We start from the raw sequence: 17,465 nt of genomic DNA, 5'->3' as shown, positions 1-17,465 counted from the left end.
AGTACGGCCCTATTCAGCGGCCCGGCTATTTCGCCGTCGCCGCGGACCTGCTTAGTCCAGCGGCGACCAGAGCCTGGGGCCGCCGTCCTTGGCGTAACCCAGTGGTCCGTTCATGCTGACAATCTCAAGGAACTGCCCCCACGGGGCACGCAGATAGAGCCAAGTCAGTCCAGCCATCGGACCGCTCTCGACGAAGGTGGGCCCATCGAGGACGTCGACGCCCTTCGAGCGCAGCCTGTCAGCCGCCGCCTTCGCATCGTCCACCTGGAACGCCACATGGAATCCACCGGGCTGGCTGTTGCGCTTCAGCACGCCTTCGTCGTCATCTCCGGAATACTCGAAGAGCTCGAGATTGCTGCCGTTGCCAACACGGAGCACCTTGATGTTTTCGATCCTGCAATGACCAGGAACCCCCAGTCGACGCTTCATGTGTTCGTCGTCTGCATCGACCTTGCCCGTTTCCAGGGCGATCACTGCGCCGAACACCGTTTCGAAGAATCCGACTGCCTCGTCGAGGTTTGGCACGGTGAAACCGAAGTGCTCCACTCCATAGACTTTCATAATTCCTCCCTGCCGACGCAAGACGTCGAAATCAATCGGTCTTTTCGCGAACTGTAGTATGTATCTAGTTAGTGCATTACATAGTGCTGATCTTCCGAATGTGTCAACCCGCGGAGATCGACAAATGTAAACAATATAGTTAAATTTCAAGCGCTTAGTCGTCACACAATAGGCACACGGAACCGTCAGGCGTCCGCTGCCGCGACGCCCAGTAGAATCCATCGAATTCGGTCCGGAAAGGCTATTTTGCCATTTGCGCCCGTTCGTTTCGTTCATGCTCGAAGACTGACGGCGGGAGAGAGGGCAGGCCGCGAACGAGATCGGACGCCTTCTCACCGATCATGATCGTCGGCGCATTGGTTTTCGATGAATTGATGAGCGGCATCACGGACGAGTCGCATACGCGCAGTCCATCGATCCCGTGAACCTTCAGCTCCGGAGAAACCACGGCCATCGCGTCATTGCCCATCTTGCAGGCACCGACAGGGTGATGGTCGGTCTTGGCGACACTGCACGCGAAGTTGAAGACCCCGTGGTCGTCTGTGACCGAAGGACCCGGGAGCGCCTCGCGCAACAGGAAAGGCTTCAAAGCCGGAGCGTTCATGATTTCGCGCGCCATCTCGAGGCCCCGAAGCGACATCTCCCGGTCGTAGGGATCTGACCAGTAATTTGGGTCTATCAGCGGTGCGGCGCGCAGGTCCGCGCTGACGAGACGAACAGTTCCACGCGAACGCGGTCTCATGAACGCGGAGTTCAGCGTAACACCCGGATTGTCGAGCTTGGAGATTCCCTTTTCAATCCCGGACCCCTGTCCGAAGTGGAACTGGATATCCGGCGACCTAGCAGAGCGATCCGCGTACCAGAAACCTCCGGTCTCGAAGAGCGACGAAGCTACTGGACCGGTCTTGAACAGCAGGTACTGGATGCCCGCCACGATCGTGCGATCGATGCGCTGGACCCTGTCGTAGCTGTAGTCGCCCGAGCACTCGCTGATCACGCTCAGGTCCAGGTGGTCCTGGAGATTCTCGCCGACACCCCTGAGATCGTGTAAAACCTCGACGCCTACGGAACGAAGATGATCGGCAGGCCCGATACCGGAAAGCAGCAGAAGCCTTGGGGATCCAATTCCGCCGGACGTCACAAGCACCTCGCGCTCCGCATAGGCCGATGTTCTCTCACCGCCCGATCGTCCGACGATCTCCACGCCCACGGCCCGGCCTCTCTCGACGAGGATCCGGGACACTTCGGAGGCCGTCAGCACCGTCAGGTTAGGGCGCGTCATCGCCGGGCGGAGAAACGCCGTCGCCGCAGAGGAGCGTGCGACGTTCTTCTGCGTCAGCTGATAGAATCCGACTCCTTCCTGGGGTCGTCGGTTGAAGTCGTGATTGTAAGGTAGCCCGCACTGCTGCGCCGCCCTGAGGAAGGCGTCGCAAATTGGCAGAGCCGCCCTCGGCATCGAGACGCCGAGTGGCCCTTCGCTTCCATGGTAGTCGTCATGGAAGCGCTCGTTGCCTTCGGCGCGTCTGAAGTAGGGCAGCACCTCGCGATAGCTCCACCCCTCGCACCCTGCCTCTGTCTCCCATGCGTCATAGTCGAGCGCGTTGCCGCGCGTATAGATCTGCGCGTTGATAGTGGATCCGCCGCCGATCACCTTTGCCTGCGTGTACCAGACAACGCGGTCGCTCATATGTCTCTGCGGAACCGTCGACCAGCCCCAGCTCGCTATGCCTTTCGTCATTTTCGCAAAGCCCGCGGGCATCCGGAAAAAGGGATGGGAATCGCGCGCCCCGGCCTCGACAAGAAGCACCCTTACCGCGGGATTTTCGGTTAATCGGCTCGCGAGCACGCATCCTGCAGGCCCAGCTCCGGTGATTATGTAGTCGTAGGTTTGCAAGAACACCCCTCCCAAAGGTCTTGTCACCCGTCATCAGATCTGTAATGTAACTAACTACATGGTGCATTAGCAAGGGAGGGAGCTTATGAATCCATCGACAAGGACAAAGTTCGGCAGAACAAACCTCGAAGTCACCGCACTCGCGTTTGGCGCGGCACCGATCGGGAATTTCTCGCGGCCGATCGACGAGGAGACCTCGGACGGGATGGCGCAGCTCGCGTGGGACGCCGGCGTCCGCTACTACGACACGGCGCCGATGTACGGCCACGGGCTGTCGGAACTTCGGTGCGGCCACTCGTTGCGCTGGAAGAACCGTGAGGAATTCGTCTTGTCGACCAAGGTCGGACGGCTTCTAAAACCCAAGAGACGTGGCGATATAGACTTCTCACCTTGGAACAATGCCGCCGCAAACGCGATGGTGTTCGACTATAGCTACGATGGAGCAATGCGCTCGTTCGAGGATTCGCTCCAGCGCCTCGCGCTCGAAAAAATCGACATCTGCTTCATCCACGACATCGATGTCTTCACCCGGGGAGCCGAACAGCCGGAAGTGTTCAAGGCCGCCATGGACGGAACCTGGAAAGCATTGTCGAAGCTGCGGGACGAAGGCGTTGTCGGGGCGATCGGTGTCGGCGTGAACGAATGGGAGGTCTGCTACGAAGCGCTGAAGCAGAGAGACTTCGACTGCTTCCTATTGGCGGGACGCTACACGCTGCTCGAGCAGGAATCTCTCGACAAATTCCTGCCTCTCTGCGAGGAGCGCGGCACCGCGGTAGTCATCGGCGGCGGCTTCAATTCGGGCATTTTGGCGACCGGGGCCGTCGAAGGCGCGAAGTACAATTACGTCCCAGCGCCGCCGGAAATACTCGGTAAGGTCAGCCGTATCGAGAAGGTCTGCAAGGAGTTTGCCGTGCCGCTGCCTGCAGCCGCAATGCAGTTCGTAGTTTCCCATCCTGCCATTGCGTCGTTCATCGCTGGCACCCGGACTGTTGAGCAGCTCCAAAAGAACCTCGACTGGTTCGGCCACTCCATCCCCGAAGACTTCTGGAAGGAGTTGAAGCGGCAGCGGCTCATCCGCGAAGACGCCCCCGTCTCGGCCTCTTGACTTGACGACCGCTCGAAGACGATGAAGGCCGGGAATGCTCCCGGCCTTTTCCATTCACGCTACACTATGAGGATCGCCCGGAAATCGTTGACGTTCGTGCCCGTTGGTCCGGGAGAGAAGAGATCGTCAATCATCGCGAAAGCCGTCCAGGCATCATTGTTCGCCAGCAGCATATCGGGATCCCCGCCCATCGCTCGAATCCTTCCGGCAGTCGCTCCGTCCGCGAACGCCCCCGCGTTCTCTTCGCTGCCGTCGATTCCGTCGGTATCCGCGGCTATCGCGTGGACACCGTCGAGACCGTCGAGGGCCAGAGCGGCTGACAACAGGAATTCAGTGTTACGGCCACCCTTGCCGTTCCCGTACAGCGTGACAGTCGTCTCTCCTCCCGAGAACAGGACCACGGGCCGCTCGAACGGTCGGTTTCGCGTCGCGATCTCCCGGGCGAGCGCTGCGTGGAATTTCCCAGCCTCCCTGGCCTCGCCTTCCATAGCGTCGGAAAGGATGACCGCGCGAACTCCATGGCTATCGGCCACGCGCGCAGCGGCTTCAAGCGATCGTCTCGCCGACGCGATGACGTGAACTGTATTTCTGGAAAACGCGTTGTCGTCTGGACTCGGAGCCTTCGCGGCATCGCTGCGCAAGAAGTTCATGATCCGAACGGGTAATTCGATGCGATGCCACTTGATCGCGGCCAGAGCGTCCTGTTGCGTGGATGCATCCGGAATGGTCGGGCCCGAAGCTACGAACGCCGGGTTGTCGCCCGGGATGTCCGAAACCACGAGTGAGACGACCCTCGCAGGCCCCGCAGCAAAGGCCAGCCTCCCGCCCTTGATGCGAGACATATGCTTTCGTATCGAGTTCATCGCGCCGATCGGCGCGCCTGATGCCAGAAGCGCCCGATTGAGCGCGATCTCGTCGTTGAGCGTAAGTCCACTCGGCGGAGCGGGCAGGAGCGCGGATCCGCCGCCGCACATGAGCGCAACGACAAGATCGTCCTCTGAAAGGCCGGACACGCTCCGCAGGATTTCTTCCGACGCTTCCAACCCCGCGGCGTCTGGGAGCGGGTGCGACGCCTCCAGAACTTTGATCCGTTCGCAAGAGGCCCCGTAGCCGTAGCGGGTCACCACGACGCCTTCGAGAGGTGCTTCCCAATTTCTTTCAAAGGCGCTGGCAAGCTGGGCGGCGCCCTTCCCGGCTCCGACGACCACCGTCCTGCCCTTGGGTTTTTGCGGAAGGAAATCGAGTATGGCCTTCTCCGGATCGGCAGCTGCCACTGCGGCATCGAAGAGGGACGTCAGAAAGAAACGTTGATCCGGAGGCATGTCAGGAACCCTTGAAGTTCGGCTTTCGCTTCTCTCTGAAGGCTGCAGCGCCTTCTGCGAGATCGTCTGTGAACGCGACGCTCATCGCTGCAACCGTGTCAAGGACGCGAGAACTCTCCTCTCCCTCCGCCACGTTGATGAGCATCTTGACGATTTCGGTGGCAAGCGGTGCACGGGACCGCAAGGTCGCGACGACCTCGCTCGCCTTCGACATTCCCTCGCCTCTGGGAACGACGATATCAACGATGCCAGCCGCGAGAGCCTGATCGGCGTTCAGCACTTCGCCAAAAAGTGCCATGCGACGGATGACTGATGGCCCGAACCGACGCACCGCACGCTGCGTCCCGGACCATCCTGGAATCACTCCGAGCCCGGCTTCCGGAAGCCCGAACTTGATGTGCTGCTCGGCGATGCGAAGATCGGCCGCTGCGGCCAGTTCCAGACCTCCGCCAAACGTATGTCCATTCAGCACGGCAATTACCGGAACGCGCAGCCGAGCGACCGCGTCGAATGCATCGTGTCCTCGACGGATCCATTGGCGGCCGAAGGCCTGGGGCGTGAGGCCGCCCCACGCCTTGATGTCGCCGCCAGCTGAAAACGTCTTCTCGCCATCACCAGTTATCACGAGTGCCCGGATGGGCTCGCGCGTTTCCATCACTCGGCACGCGTCATAGATTTGCTCGACTGCCTCGGCGTCGATGGCGTTGAGACTTTCCTTGTGCTGCAGCCTCATATGCGCGACGTCGCCGTCGAAGGTTAGGACAACCCTCGGCTCGTTTTCGCTCATGCGGCGTCTCGCTTCTGCTGCCCCTCGGATTCCGAGCCCGGCTGGAACAGCGCGCTGTCCATGACCTTGAGATCCGACGAGATGAGAAGTGGAGTCTGCGCCTGGTCGAGAATGTGGGCCTGCAGATCGACGCCCGGAGCTATCTCGGTCACCATGAGGCCGTCTGGCTTAAGCTTCATCACGCACCGTTCCGTGACGTAAGTAACGTCCTGGCCCTGCGCGACAGCGCGTTTTCCGGAGAACGAGACCTGCTCGACCTTGTCGACGATCTTCGCGATCTTACCCTCACGGTCAATAACGAGCTTGCCATCGACGATAGACAGCTTCGCCGCAGCGTTGAAATAGCCGGAGAAGACGATTTTACGTGCTCGCGAGGTAATGTCGACGAAGCCACCAGCTCCTGCGGTGACATGGGGACGAGCCGTAAGCTTGGCAACGTTGACGGAGCCGTCCTTGTCGATTTGCAGGAACGAAAGCAGCGATGCGTCGAAGCCAGCGGCCTGGAAGTAGGCGAACTGGTGGGGCGAGGCGACAAAGGCTTCCGCGTTCGAAGAGCAGCCGAACTTGAAATCAAGTAGCGGTATTCCGCCCACGGCGCCTTGCTCGATGACCCATGTGACGTCCCCGTGCCGGCCTTCTTCAAGCAGAATGCGCGGCACGTTGGCTGAAATGCCGAAGCCGATATTGACCGCCCAGCCGGGCAGCAGTTCCCGGGCGACACGGCGGGCAATCACCTTGGCTACGTCGAACTCAGGAAGACGGAAGCTTTCCAGGGGACGGAAGAGCTCGCCCGAAATTGCTGGATCGTAGGGTGTGGCTGTGGTCTGAAGCTGTTCTGGCGCCTCTACGATATAGTCCACAAGAATTCCCGGCACGCGTACGTCGTGGGGCTTGAGCGTCCCTGACTTCGCAATGCGCTTGACCTGGGCGATAACGATGCCGCCGCTGTTGTGACCAGCCAGCGCCAGTTCCATCGCGCCAAGATAGGCGCCCTCGTGCTCGAAAGTCAGGTTGCCGCGTTCGTCGGCAGTGCTCGCGCGGATGATTGCCACGTCCGGCCGGATTGACGGGAAATAGAGCCAGTCCTCTCCGGCAAAATTCTGTCGAAACACGATCGGCTCGCCCTTCGCCGCGTCATTCATCGCGCAGCCTTCCTGTTCCGGATCGACGAATGTCTCCATCCCGACCTTGGTCAGCACGCCGGGACGCAGCGCGGCGCCCTCCCGTAGAATGTCGAACAGAACGCCGCTCGGGACGTTGTAGGCGGCAATTTCGTTGCGGCCGAGCATCTGCCAGATGAGTGGAGGTTCCGCCGAGGAAGGTCCGGACGGGTAGGAACCGCCGATGATCTTTCTGATGAGGCCAGGCTGGGCGAGATGATCGACACCCTTCGTCCCGAACATGTCGCCAGCGGCGATCGGGTGAACTGTCGTGAGACCGCGCGGCGCGCCTTCGTTCCGATAGCGCTCGCCGATGGCCGCCAGCACGGCATCCGGGCAGCAGAGCCCGCTCGACGAGTTCACGGCAACAATCGCCTCGTTTTTGATGAGGGCCGCGACCTCGGCGGCATTCTTCACTTTCGACATAGGCTTCCTCCCTGCCGTTGAAAGTAACTGGTTAGTGCGTTATAGGAGGTCAAGATTAGAAGCGCAAGCTTGAAAAATAACGTGTTCAGGCTGATTTCACGAACACGGAAGTTCAAAAATACTTTTCGCGTTTTCAATGGTGGGAGAGAGAAATGTCGATTTGTTTTCGGCCCGGATACGAGCGTTCGTTTGGAACCTACCCCTTAAAAGGAGAGGATTTGACGCGGGCTTTTGCCTTTGCATATCATGTCGGCTATCGATCCTTTGATACTGCCCAGATGTATGGCAACGAGGCTGATCTGGGCGAGGCAATCAGACATGCGAACGTCGCTACGAGCGAGCTCCTAGTCACAACGAAGGTCCATCCCGATAATTTCGGCGAGGACCGCTTCCTGCACTCTGTTGAGACCAGTCTGGGGGCTCTCGGCATGTCGCAGGTGAATCTACTGCTGCTTCATTGGCCAGATCCGTCCGGCGACAACAAGAACGCGCTGCGGCTCCTGCGGGACGCCAAGCGCAAGGGTCTGGCTTCCGAGATCGGCGTATCGAACTTCACGTCCAGCATGATGAAGGAGGCACAGTCCTTTCTCGAAGGCGAGGTCGCAATCAATCAGGTGGAGTTCCACCCCCTGCTCGATCAGTCGATCCTGCTTGAGGCATCCTACCAGTGCGGAGTTCCGCTCTCGTCTTTCTGTTCGGTCGCAAGGGGCGAGGTGTTTCGTTATCCGGAGTTCGAACGGATCGGTAAATCTTACGGTAAGACAGCCGCACAGATAGCGCTGCGCTGGATCCTTCAGAAGGGCGTTGCGATCAACACCATGTCGACAAAGCTGGAAAACATGCGCTCCAACTTTGACGTCATGGACTTCACTTTGACCAGCGTCGACATGCGTTTGATTGACGCCCTCAACAAGACCAATTTCCGATGCGTCGACAAGCAGAAGGTGCCGTGGGCGCCGCAGTGGGACGGCCCCTCTCCATCCTAGGACTCGCCGGATTCACCATCACACATCATTGGACCATTCAAATTTTGTTTTCAAATTGCGACCGTCGCCGGTCTTTCGCGGCGCAGGAACTGATCCCATGTGGCCGGCATTCGCCAGCGTAGAGAAATTGCGCGTTCTCTGCGGCCTTTATCGCAACGAGGGTGCCGTACGAGAGCCGCGAGGCTCTGGCTCGCACTCGACTCCTGCGCGCGCTACGAAAGCCGCAAAGGCCATGGGCCAGTTCGAGGGCCGCATCCAGACCACGTCTTCGACTTCGCGTTCGATTGATCGCAACCGAACGGGCGCAACCGAAAGGTAATTGGTCCCCTCCGGCCCGTCTCGGGTCGGAGGAAAGTTGAGGCAAGCTCGACTAACGATTCCCCCTGATGAGATCGGAGGCATGCTCGGCAATCATGATCGTAGGCGCGTTAGTGTTGGATCCGACAAGCGACGGCATCGCCGAGCTGTCGCAGATGCGAATCCCTTCGAGGCCATGGATCCGAAGTCTCGGATCGACGACGGACATCGGATCGGTCCCCATCCTGCAGGTACAGGTCGGATGGTAGGACGTCCTCCCAAATCGACGGGCATAGTCCTCGAATTCCGACTGCGTCTGGACGTTCGCATCTGGGAAGTGCAAGGTCTTCACGTACTTCTGGAGCGACGGCTGACGCATGATTTCGCAACTGATCTTGACGCCCTCGACGGCGATCCTCAGGTCGTCGGAATCCGATAGGAAATTTGGATCGACGAGCGGAAGATCGCGAGGATCCGACGAGCGAAGTGTCACGCTCCCGCGCGACTTCGGCCTGAGGACGTAGCTGTTCAGCGTAACTCCTGAAGAGCCCTTTGGAACCGACGGAACGCCCGCCTCCGCTCCGGCCCCTGCAAGGAAGTGGAACTGCAGGTCTGGTCGCGTTTCCGACTTGTCGCCGAACCAGAAGGCGCCGCCTTCAACGACGTTCGATGTTACCGGGCCCGAATTGAACAGGGCATATTGCAGCCCGGCCCAGGCCATCCAGCAGAAGTCATTGTACTTGTCCAGACTGTCGCGGCTCCTGATTTCGGCGACGATGTCGACGCCGAAGTGATCGGTTAGATTCTGGCCGACGCCACCGAGTTCCTGCACCACGTCGATGCCCACCGATCGAAGATGTTCCGCCGGACCGATGCCCGATTGGAGCAGGAGCTTTGGAGTCCCTATCGCCCCTGCAGTAACGATCACCTCGGCACTCGCTCTCGCCAGCATTTTCCGGCCGCCGACCACATACTCGATTCCGACGGCACGCCTGCCCTCGAACACGATCCGCAGCACTAACGCTCCCGTCACTAGCGTCAGGTTCGGACGGCGGAGCACGGGTTTGAGATATCCCACGGCTGCCGAGCAGCGGCGATTGTTCCGAGTGGTGATCTGGTAGATTCCCGCCCCTTCCTGCCGATCGCCGTTGAAGTCGGGATTGTAGGGCATCCCATACTCCTGGCAGCTTCGCGCAAAGGCCTTGGTCATGACATTGGGGTCGGGGATGTTGGAGACACCGAGCGGACCGTCGGTGCCGTGCAGCGGACCCGAGTAGGCTGTGTTGCCTTCTGCCCTAAGGAAGTACTTCTGTATCTGGCTGAAGCCCCACCCTTCCGCCCCTTCCTGCTCCCAGCGGTCGTAGTCGCTCGGATGACCACGCGTGTAGACCTCTGCGTTGATGGAAGAACCCCCGCCGAGAACTTTTGCCTGGGCGTAGGGAATGACACGGTTCATAGCGTGCTTCTGGGGCACGGTCTTAAGCCCCCAGGTAAGCGGGCCGGCGGTCATCTTGGCGAAGCCAACGGGCATATGGATCAGCGGGTTCTTATCCCGATTGCCGGCTTCGATGACGCAGACCCTCGCGTCCGGATCCTCGGACAAACGGGCCGCGAGAACGCAGCCCGCCGAGCCGCCACCGACTACGATGTAATCGAAGGCTTCGGTCATCACGAGATCCAAGGCTGGCGCTTGGCGAGATCCACATGGACGGACTTGATCTGGGTGTATTCCTCGACACCGTAGACCCCGGCCTCGCGACCCCATCCTGACTGCTTGAAGCCTCCGAGCGGCATTTCCGGGCCACCCGCCATGATCGTGTTCACCCAAAACCGCCCGGCGCGAACTCGGCGGGTCACAGAGAGTGCCTTGCTGACATCCGAAGTCCACAGGCTGGCGGCAAGTCCGTACACCGTGTCGTTTGCGATCTGCACCGCCTCATCTGCGGTTTCGAACGTGAAGCTGGAAAGCACCGGTCCGAAGATTTCGTCGGTTGCGATAGCCATGTCCCGGGTGACGCCCGTGAAGAGCGTCGGCTGGATGTACTGGCCGCCCTCGTGATCGAACTTCGCGCCGCCTACCAGAACTTTCGCGCCCGCCGATTTGCCCTTCTCAATGTAGTCCAGGATCGTCTTGTTCTGAGCCTCGGTAGTTATAGCACCAACCTGCGTAGTTGGATCAAGCGGATCGCCGACAACGATCTTCTGCATCTTCGCGGCGAGCAGCTTTTCGAACTCGTTAGCCACCTTGACTTCAACGATCAGCCGACTTGAGGAAACGCAGCACTGTCCCGTGTTGAATGAGATCCCGAAAGCTGCCGCGTCCGCCGCAGAATCTAGATCCGCATCCGCGAAGACGATGATCGGGTTCTTTCCGCCAAGCTCGAGTCCGAGCTTCTTGAAGTTCGAATCCGCCGCAGCATGGACACAGGCCCGGCCGACTGCCGTCGACCCTGTGAAGGAAATCATGTCGATGTCGTGATGTTCGGTCATCGCCTGGCCGATCGTCCGGCCTGACCCGGTCACCACGTTGTAGGCGCCTCGGGGAAGACCAGCTTCCTCGAGAATTTCGGCGAGCAGCAGTGTCGTCACGCTGGTCACCTCCGAGGGCTTGACGACGAGAGTGCACCCGGAAGCCAGAATGAAGGGGACGCGTTCACAAAGTATCAGGAACGGGAAATTCCAGGGCGTGATCAGACCCACGACGCCGATCGGCTCTCTCAGAACCATGCCGAACAGGTCTTTGCCGAGATTGTTGAAGCTGTCCCCATGCAGGGCGCGTGCCGCTCCGGCGCCCGTCTCGAAGCATGCGATGCAATGTTCGATCTCCCCCAGTGCCTGAGAGATGGGCTTGCCGTTTTCGAGGACTTCCCAATAGGCGACTTCCTCGCGTCGGCGCTTCATGATCTCCGCTGTTCGGAGGAGTACGCCAGCGCGTTCCGCTCCTGAAATGTCCGCCCAAAACCCGTTTTCAAAGGCGCGGCGAGCAGCGGAGACCGCGTCGTTGAGATCATCCAACGTGCAGCGCACTGTGCGGGAGACCGCTACACCATGTCCCGGCGACGCGCGTTCGAACCTGTCCTCCCGGCTCTTCCACAGGCCGTCGACGAAGTAGCCGAATTCCTTGGGCTGATCGGGAAGTCGGTGTTTTGGTGCAAGCTGATCCATGTGATGCTCCATCTTGAATGTTCTTGTCGTCAACGCAAGGAGCGCTGGTGACGGGTTTCACGACACCCGTAGCTGGGTTTTCAGGTCGTTTGGTCGGGAAGGTAGACTGTCGAATGCCTGCTGTATGTCCGAAAGCGGATAGACCGCTCCGGTGAAAGGCGTAACGTCGAACCTGCCGTACATGAGAAGCCTTAGGGCCTGGTGCATGTCTTCGCCCATGGCTGCGACCGATCCCTTCAGGCTGTTTTCCTGGAGGACGGTCTGCAGGATCGGGACGTCAAGCTTGTCCTGTGGTCCTGTGATGCCGAAGAAGGCGACATGTCCGCCTTTCCGGATAAGATCGAAGGCGGTCTCGTAGAGCTTGACCAGGCCGACACTCTCGATGACAAGATCTGCGCCGATCGCGTCTGTTGCGCGCATCACCACATCCTTGAGTCCAGCGGGGTCTGTGACCGCGATGTCGGCTCCGACGGCAAGGGCCGCCTGGCACCGAGCTTCGGACAGATCGAATACGATGATCGGAGCCGCGCCGACGAGGCGCATCATCTGGACATGCAGATTTCCGATTGGTCCTGCCCCCAGCACCACCACAGAATCCCCGATGCCGACCTGAGCCTTTTTTGCGGCGCGAACGACGCATCCGACGGGTTCGGTCAGGGCCAGTGTTTCCACCGGAACGTCGTCGGGTGCGGGAATGACGAGTCGGGACGGCACTGCAACGAAATCCGCGAACGCGCCGTCCCGCCGAATACCGATCTGCGTGACCTCGCAGCAGTTGAGAACCTCATTGCGGCGGCACCAGTAGCAGGCTCCGCACCCGATGTTGATGTCGGAGACCACCCGCGTTCCGATCTTCACATTTTTCACGCCCTCGCCGACCGCTGCGACAACGCCGCAGAACTCATGGCCGGGTATGATCGGCAGTGCGTCGGCCGCATAGCGCCCGTGGAACATGTGTATGTCAGTTCCACAGATCCCGACCTGCGTCACCCGGACAAGGACGTCGTCGTGGCCAAGCTTGGGAACGGGAACGTCCCGGAACTCGAATTGTCCCGGTGCAACCAGCACCGCTGCTTTCATGTTTTCAGGAACGATCATGTTATTTCACCGTCTTGAGTTTGGAGCGGTCGATCGTCAGAGCGATGGCCCCGATCAGGACTAGACCGAACACCATCTGTTGCTGTGTCGCCTCAATGCCGAAATAGAGCATGGAGGAGCGAATGACGGCGACGATCATCGCCCCGATCGCGGTGTTTAGCACGCCGCCGACGCCGCCCGTGAGAGCGGTGCCACCCATCAGGACGGCAACGATCGCCGGCAGCAGAAAGCCGTTTGCGATCGTCGGCGCGCCACCCGACAGCTTGACTGCAAATAGCAACCCCGCGATCGCGGCCAAAGCCCCGGAAATCGCAAAGGCGAGGATCTTGTAGAACCCGACGTCCACTCCCGATGCCGCCGCCGCCGCCTCTCCCGCGCCGATTGCCTTGAAAACGCGCCCGAGCCGTGTGCGGCGTTCGATGAAAAGGCAGATCAGGAGAAGTCCTGCGGCAAGGAGAAGCTCATTTGGAATGATGCCGATATGCCCGATCATCCATCCAAATACGTCGTCGCGCTGCGCGGCATTCATGTTGAGTGCACGCTGCCCGGAGAGCCACTGCGCAACGGAAAACGCCAGCCCGCCGACAGCCAGCGTGGATATGAACGAGGGAACGAAGAGCTTCGTGGTCGCATAACCGGACACCATCCCAAGCAGAAACCCGCATGCGACACAGACGACAGCGACCCAAGGGCCTATGCTCGCCAGGTACACGGATGCGATTACCGTGACCATGTTGGCAATGGACTGGGCAGATAGGTCGATACCGCCTATATAGACAGCAAACGTGAGCCCGAGCGCCATGATGAACAGCGGGACAATATCGCCCGCGAGTTCAAGCAAGTTCGTTGGCCTGAGAAAGTCAGGGTTAGGGATCCCTACGATCGCCAGAAGCGCGAGCAGGGTGATCCAGGGAAGATGTGGCTTTAGCTTGTGAAAATCCATGGCACCCTCAGATCATGTAATGTAGGAGGTCGAAGAGAGACGGCTTTGCGCCCGGCGTGTAATCGAATGACTTCGTGACCCTGCCGTCCTTGATGACGAGGATCGTGTGCGCCAAGCCGATCGCTTCCTCCAGTGTGTCGGCGACCAGCACGATCCCGACGCCGCTCGCGGACATGTCGCGGATCATCTCGTAGACGTCTTCCTTGGCGCCAATATCCAGGCCGCGCGTCGGATGGTCGAGAAGCATGACGTCCGACCCGCCCGACCGCCATTTGGCCAGAACGACCTTCTGCTGGTTTCCACCAGATAGATTACCGCAGTCGGCGAACTCGGAATGAGCCTTGATTGATAGCTTGCGGATCCAGTCGCGCGCCAGCGCCCGCTCCTCTCCAACCCGCATAACGCCCCCACTCGACCGACGACCAAGCTGGGAAAGGGTCATGTTCTCGTAGACGTTCATCCCAGCCACGATACCCTCGACCTTGCGCTCGCGCGGCACATAACCGAGCCCCATCGCGACAGCCCTCATGGGGTTGAAGCGCGTCGGTTTCCTGCCCTTGATCTTGATTGTGCCGAGGACGGGCGAGAGCATCCCGTAGATCGCCCGCATGACGCCTTCACGACCGGAGCCTTCGGCACCGACTAGGCAGAGAACCTCTCCCGCGTGAACCTTCAGCGAGACATCGCGGACCTTCCCTGGCAGAGAGACATTGTCGAGTTCGACAAGCACCTTGGCAGCATCGTACGGCTGCTGCTTAGTCTCGCGATAGTATTCACGATCGATGTTGCGGCCGACCATCTTGCGCTGAATGCTTTCGACATCGGCTTCATCGCTCGCGACGACGTCGACCACCTGCCCGTCCTTCATCACGTAGACGCGGTTGCTGAGTTCCATCACCTCGTCCATGCGGTGCGAGACGAAAATGAACGAAGCGCGCGTCGTGAGTTCGCGGACAAGCTTAAACAGCAGCTTGACCTCCTCCTGGCTGAGCACCGACGTCGGCTCGTCGAGGAGAATGATAAGGTCGCCCTTCACGCGTTCCTCAAGTGTAAGGACCTTGGCCAATTCGACCAGCTGGCGCTGCGCGAAGGAGAGCTTGGACGTTGTCAACGCCGGATCGATATCGAGCTTCACCTTTGCGAGCTGGAAGCGTGCCGCCTCCGCCATCCTCCGCCAGTTTACCACTCCGGCTCTGGTGAACTGGGCTTCATAGCCAAGGAATATGTTTTCCATCACGCTCAGGTTGGTGATCAGAGACTGCTCCTGGAAGACCATCCCGATGCCATGCTCCATGGCCTGGCGGGGACTTGAGAACCGCACGGACTTGCCGTTGATCGTGACTTGGCCCGAATCCGGCTGGTACGCGCCATATATTACCTTCATGAGGCTAGATTTGCCCGCACCGTTCTCGCCCACCAGACCAACGATCTCTCCGCATCCGATTTCGAAATTCACGGCCTTGAGCGCGTGCACGCCCGGGAAGCGCTTGTCGACTGCTTTTAACTGGAACATCGCGGTCCTCACTTTACGAACGCGGTCGAGAAGCGGTCGGTCGAAAGGACGACAGACAAAATGACGAGAGCGCCAAGGACGCCCTGCTGCATGAAGTCCGGCAGCCCGATGACAACCATGCCGTTATTGATCACTCCGACGATGAGGACGCCGATCAGGGCGTTCCAGACGCCACCAATGCCGCCCCACAGCGCGACACCTCCGACAACGACAGAAGTGATGGAAACAAACATGAAATTCGCGCCAGAAATGGATTCCGCCTGGCCAATCCTACCAACGACGAGAATCGCAGCGAGCGCGTAGAACACGCCAGCAAGGCCAAAACCCAGGATCCGTACTCGGGCCACGTTCACGCCAGAGGCGTGTGCAAGATCCTCGCCGCCGCCAACGGCATAGAAGTTGCGGCCGAGGATCGTATAGCGCTGGATGAACCACGCGACGAGAAGCCCGAGGACTGCCACGTAGACCATCATGGGAAAGCCCAGAAATCGTACCGTCAGAAGGCCGCGGAAAATGGGGTCGGACACTTTGACGATGTCGCCGCCGGTCAGAAGAATTCCAGCGCCCGTGCCAATGAAGCCCATTGCCAAGCTTGCCATGAACGAAGGTATTCGGAGCTTGACGTGAACGAGCCCGTTGATGGCCCCAATGACAGCTCCGATCACTAGAGTGATTGGGATTGCGAGCGAGCCCAATCCGGCCAGCGTTCCGCCAAGTGCAACGAAGAGGTAGGCGAACAGAACGGCGGTGAGCGTCACTGTGCCTTCCATCGAGAGATCAATCGATCCCATCACAATGATGAAGGTGACGCCGATCGCGACCATAAGCGCAGGTGCGGAAGAGACGGCAATTCTTGAAAAATTCCGGACGGAGAAGAACGTCGGATTGATAGCGGTGAACAGGATCACCAAGGCCACGAGCACCAGCAACGGTGCCCATTTAATAAGATTCTCGCGCGATACCGACGCCATTCGGCCGCTCCTCCCAAGTCTATGCGATTTCTTGAAGTGGCGCGCCCGCTCCTTGAACGCGCCAACCTCCTCTGCTTAGCCGCTGTACTTGATCTGCCCCCTTGTCGGCGACCAGAAGTCCTTCCAATCGTACTTCGGCGTTTCGTCCATGTATTTTGCCTTGAAGTCGGCGGCGTCCTTCTGAGAGATCAGGATCGTCGGGCCATAGAACTCGCGGTGCTCGTTCGGCTCTTCGGATGGCTTGAACGCGCCCGTTGCGGCATAGTAGGCGAGTGCCGCCGAGATGCCGCCGCCCCAATGCGGATTCGTGAAGACGGTCGCCAGGAGCTTCCCTTCCATGACGAGCTTCACGGCGTCGGGGTTACCGTCGTACGCGACGATAGGCATGTCTTCGATGCCCTCGGCGCGCAGAGCTTCGATGACGCCATAAGCAATGTTGTCGTTGGCGCAGTGGACGCCCTTGATTTTGTCGCCATAGCGGGTCAGGAACGACGACATCAGGGCGGCGCCCTTCTGGGTGTCCCAGTCGGCAGGTTGAGCGTCGAGGATTTCGATCTTGGGATAGTCCGCTGCTGCCTTCTTCAGGCCGGCCAGGCGCTCGATCGCCGGATTGTTCGCCGCGATTCCACCGAGGTGCACGACGCCGCCTTCTCCGCCCATGGCTTCGAAGAGGATCTTCGCGGTCTGAGCGGCTGGCTCCACGTCAGACCAGGTCATGTGGCTGACGTAGTTATCGCCGAAGTCCCAAGGATGTAAATCGTCGGTCTTGTTCCAGATCGTCGACACATATGCTCCGGCGGTCTTGACCGCCTCGACGACCGGGCGCGCATTCGGGCTGTCGTTGCAGTCGGCGGCGATGGCGCAGTTGCCGTTGTTCTTAGCGATGAATGCCTTGATGTCGGCCAGAGACTTCTCGGACGACCCTTCATTGATAAGGCTGACGAGGTCGCCCTTCTGCTTGCCAATGGATTCGATGAAGGCTTCGCCACCAGACACGATGGAATTCCAGTATGCGGATGCGCGGTCACGATAGCTCCACGCGATCGCCGGGTCCTTGAGCGCGGCCCTCGCGGAGCCGTCAAGACCGGGGATGAGCATCGCGCCCATTCCCACTGCTGATGTCAGGATGAAGTTGCGGCGCGAGATCGTTTCCCGCTCGATGAAATCCTTGATAAAGGTCGACATGACTCTCCTCCCGTCTAGCCAAAAAAACGCGCCTTGGGACCAGTCCGAACGC

14 protein-coding genes are annotated in these 17,465 nt (G+C 59.8%); 2 read left to right on the top strand and 12 right to left on the bottom strand.

The features are described from left to right. Positions 1 to 51: 51 nt before the first annotated feature. Both NE851_RS08225 and NE851_RS08220 read right to left on the bottom strand, forming a co-directional pair. Positions 52 to 561: a VOC family protein gene (locus tag NE851_RS08225; protein ID WP_254956524.1), complete on the bottom strand. Its 510-nt coding sequence runs from the start codon at positions 559 to 561 to the stop codon at positions 52 to 54. Positions 562 to 802: 241 nt separating this feature from the next. Then, positions 803 to 2,455: a GMC family oxidoreductase gene (locus NE851_RS08220; RefSeq protein WP_254956523.1), complete on the bottom strand. Its 1,653-nt coding sequence runs from the start codon at positions 2,453 to 2,455 to the stop codon at positions 803 to 805. An 85-nt stretch (positions 2,456 to 2,540) separates the two neighbouring features. Here NE851_RS08220 and NE851_RS08215 point away from each other — a divergent pair, with 85 nt between their 5' ends. Continuing rightward, positions 2,541 to 3,560: an aldo/keto reductase gene (locus NE851_RS08215; protein WP_254956522.1), complete on the top strand. Its 1,020-nt coding sequence runs from the start codon at positions 2,541 to 2,543 to the stop codon at positions 3,558 to 3,560. A 59-nt stretch (positions 3,561 to 3,619) separates the two neighbouring features. Here the strand turns inward: NE851_RS08215 and NE851_RS08210 are convergent, their stop codons facing one another. The 3 genes from NE851_RS08210 to NE851_RS08200 are packed head-to-tail and all read right to left on the bottom strand — an operon-like array spanning position 3,620 to position 7,255. Further along, positions 3,620 to 4,882 carry a glycerate kinase type-2 family protein gene (locus tag NE851_RS08210; protein WP_254956521.1) on the bottom strand — a complete coding sequence of 421 codons (1,263 nt, stop codon included), beginning with the start codon at positions 4,880 to 4,882 and terminating at the stop codon, positions 3,620 to 3,622. Between the two features lies 1 nt (position 4,883). After that, positions 4,884 to 5,669, bottom strand: coding sequence for an enoyl-CoA hydratase/isomerase family protein (locus NE851_RS08205; RefSeq protein ID WP_254956520.1), 786 nt, complete (start codon positions 5,667 to 5,669; stop codon positions 4,884 to 4,886). Further along, on the bottom strand, positions 5,666 to 7,255 hold the full coding sequence (locus NE851_RS08200) for an acyl CoA:acetate/3-ketoacid CoA transferase (protein WP_254956518.1): 1,590 nt from the start codon (positions 7,253 to 7,255) through the stop codon (positions 5,666 to 5,668). Before NE851_RS08200 ends, NE851_RS08205 begins: the two co-directional genes overlap by 4 nt. A gap of 152 nt (positions 7,256 to 7,407) precedes the next feature. On the opposite strand from NE851_RS08200, the gene NE851_RS08195 reads away from it, so the two are divergent. Further along, the gene (locus NE851_RS08195) at positions 7,408 to 8,241 is read left to right on the top strand and encodes an aldo/keto reductase (protein ID WP_254956517.1); all 834 of its coding nucleotides are present in this window, start codon (positions 7,408 to 7,410) and stop codon (positions 8,239 to 8,241) included. A gap of 370 nt (positions 8,242 to 8,611) precedes the next feature. Here NE851_RS08195 and NE851_RS08190 read toward each other — a convergent pair whose 3' ends face one another. From NE851_RS08190 to NE851_RS08160, 7 genes are all read right to left on the bottom strand, one after another. After that, positions 8,612 to 10,207, bottom strand: a complete 1,596-nt coding sequence (locus tag NE851_RS08190; RefSeq protein ID WP_254956516.1) for a GMC family oxidoreductase — start codon at positions 10,205 to 10,207, stop codon at positions 8,612 to 8,614. Continuing rightward, positions 10,207 to 11,703, bottom strand: a complete 1,497-nt coding sequence (locus tag NE851_RS08185; protein ID WP_254956515.1) for an aldehyde dehydrogenase family protein — start codon at positions 11,701 to 11,703, stop codon at positions 10,207 to 10,209. The genes NE851_RS08190 and NE851_RS08185 overlap by 1 nt, the downstream gene beginning before the upstream one ends. Positions 11,704 to 11,760: 57 nt before the next feature. Continuing rightward, entirely contained in the window at positions 11,761 to 12,801 is a 1,041-nt protein-coding gene (locus tag NE851_RS08180; RefSeq protein ID WP_254956514.1) for a zinc-dependent alcohol dehydrogenase, read from the bottom strand. A 1-nt stretch (position 12,802) separates the two neighbouring features. Next, the gene (locus NE851_RS08175; protein WP_254956513.1) at positions 12,803 to 13,744 is read right to left on the bottom strand and encodes an ABC transporter permease; all 942 of its coding nucleotides are present in this window, start codon (positions 13,742 to 13,744) and stop codon (positions 12,803 to 12,805) included. 7 nt (positions 13,745 to 13,751) lie between these two features. After that, on the bottom strand, positions 13,752 to 15,257 hold the full coding sequence (locus tag NE851_RS08170; protein ID WP_254956512.1) for a sugar ABC transporter ATP-binding protein: 1,506 nt from the start codon (positions 15,255 to 15,257) through the stop codon (positions 13,752 to 13,754). Positions 15,258 to 15,265: 8 nt separating this feature from the next. Next, a complete protein-coding gene (locus tag NE851_RS08165) occupies positions 15,266 to 16,228 on the bottom strand; it encodes an ABC transporter permease (protein ID WP_254956511.1) in 963 nt (320 codons plus the stop codon). Between the two features lie 75 nt (positions 16,229 to 16,303). Next, complete coding sequence (locus NE851_RS08160) at positions 16,304 to 17,413, bottom strand: sugar ABC transporter substrate-binding protein (RefSeq protein WP_254956510.1); 1,110 nt, start codon at positions 17,411 to 17,413, stop codon at positions 16,304 to 16,306. Between the last annotated feature and the right edge of the window lie 52 nt (positions 17,414 to 17,465).

The sequence above is a fragment of the Rhizobium anhuiense bv. trifolii genome (assembly GCF_024346605.1).
In the GTDB taxonomy this organism is placed as follows: domain Bacteria; phylum Pseudomonadota; class Alphaproteobacteria; order Rhizobiales; family Rhizobiaceae; genus Rhizobium; species Rhizobium anhuiense.
Note: the sequence above shows the minus strand (reverse complement) of the source record. Positions and strands in the feature narration are given on the sequence as shown.

Bases quoted from the DNA above. Each gene is read 5' to 3' on its own strand.
- NE851_RS08225 (WP_254956524.1), bottom strand. From the start codon at position 561: ATGAAAGTCTATGGAGTGGAGCACTTCGGTTTCACCGTGCCAAACCTC.
- NE851_RS08215 (WP_254956522.1), top strand. From the start codon at position 2,541: ATGAATCCATCGACAAGGACAAAGTTCGGCAGAACAAACCTCGAAGTC.
- NE851_RS08210 (WP_254956521.1), bottom strand. From the start codon at position 4,882: ATGCCTCCGGATCAACGTTTCTTTCTGACGTCCCTCTTCGATGCCGCA.
- NE851_RS08205 (WP_254956520.1), bottom strand. From the start codon at position 5,669: ATGAGCGAAAACGAGCCGAGGGTTGTCCTAACCTTCGACGGCGACGTC.
- NE851_RS08200 (WP_254956518.1), bottom strand. From the start codon at position 7,255: ATGTCGAAAGTGAAGAATGCCGCCGAGGTCGCGGCCCTCATCAAAAAC.
- NE851_RS08195 (WP_254956517.1), top strand. From the start codon at position 7,408: ATGTCGATTTGTTTTCGGCCCGGATACGAGCGTTCGTTTGGAACCTAC.
- NE851_RS08190 (WP_254956516.1), bottom strand. From the start codon at position 10,207: ATGACCGAAGCCTTCGATTACATCGTAGTCGGTGGCGGCTCGGCGGGC.
- NE851_RS08185 (WP_254956515.1), bottom strand. From the start codon at position 11,703: ATGGATCAGCTTGCACCAAAACACCGACTTCCCGATCAGCCCAAGGAA.
- NE851_RS08180 (WP_254956514.1), bottom strand. From the start codon at position 12,801: ATGATCGTTCCTGAAAACATGAAAGCAGCGGTGCTGGTTGCACCGGGA.
- NE851_RS08175 (WP_254956513.1), bottom strand. From the start codon at position 13,744: ATGGATTTTCACAAGCTAAAGCCACATCTTCCCTGGATCACCCTGCTC.
- NE851_RS08170 (WP_254956512.1), bottom strand. From the start codon at position 15,257: ATGTTCCAGTTAAAAGCAGTCGACAAGCGCTTCCCGGGCGTGCACGCG.
- NE851_RS08165 (WP_254956511.1), bottom strand. From the start codon at position 16,228: ATGGCGTCGGTATCGCGCGAGAATCTTATTAAATGGGCACCGTTGCTG.
- NE851_RS08160 (WP_254956510.1), bottom strand. From the start codon at position 17,413: ATGTCGACCTTTATCAAGGATTTCATCGAGCGGGAAACGATCTCGCGC.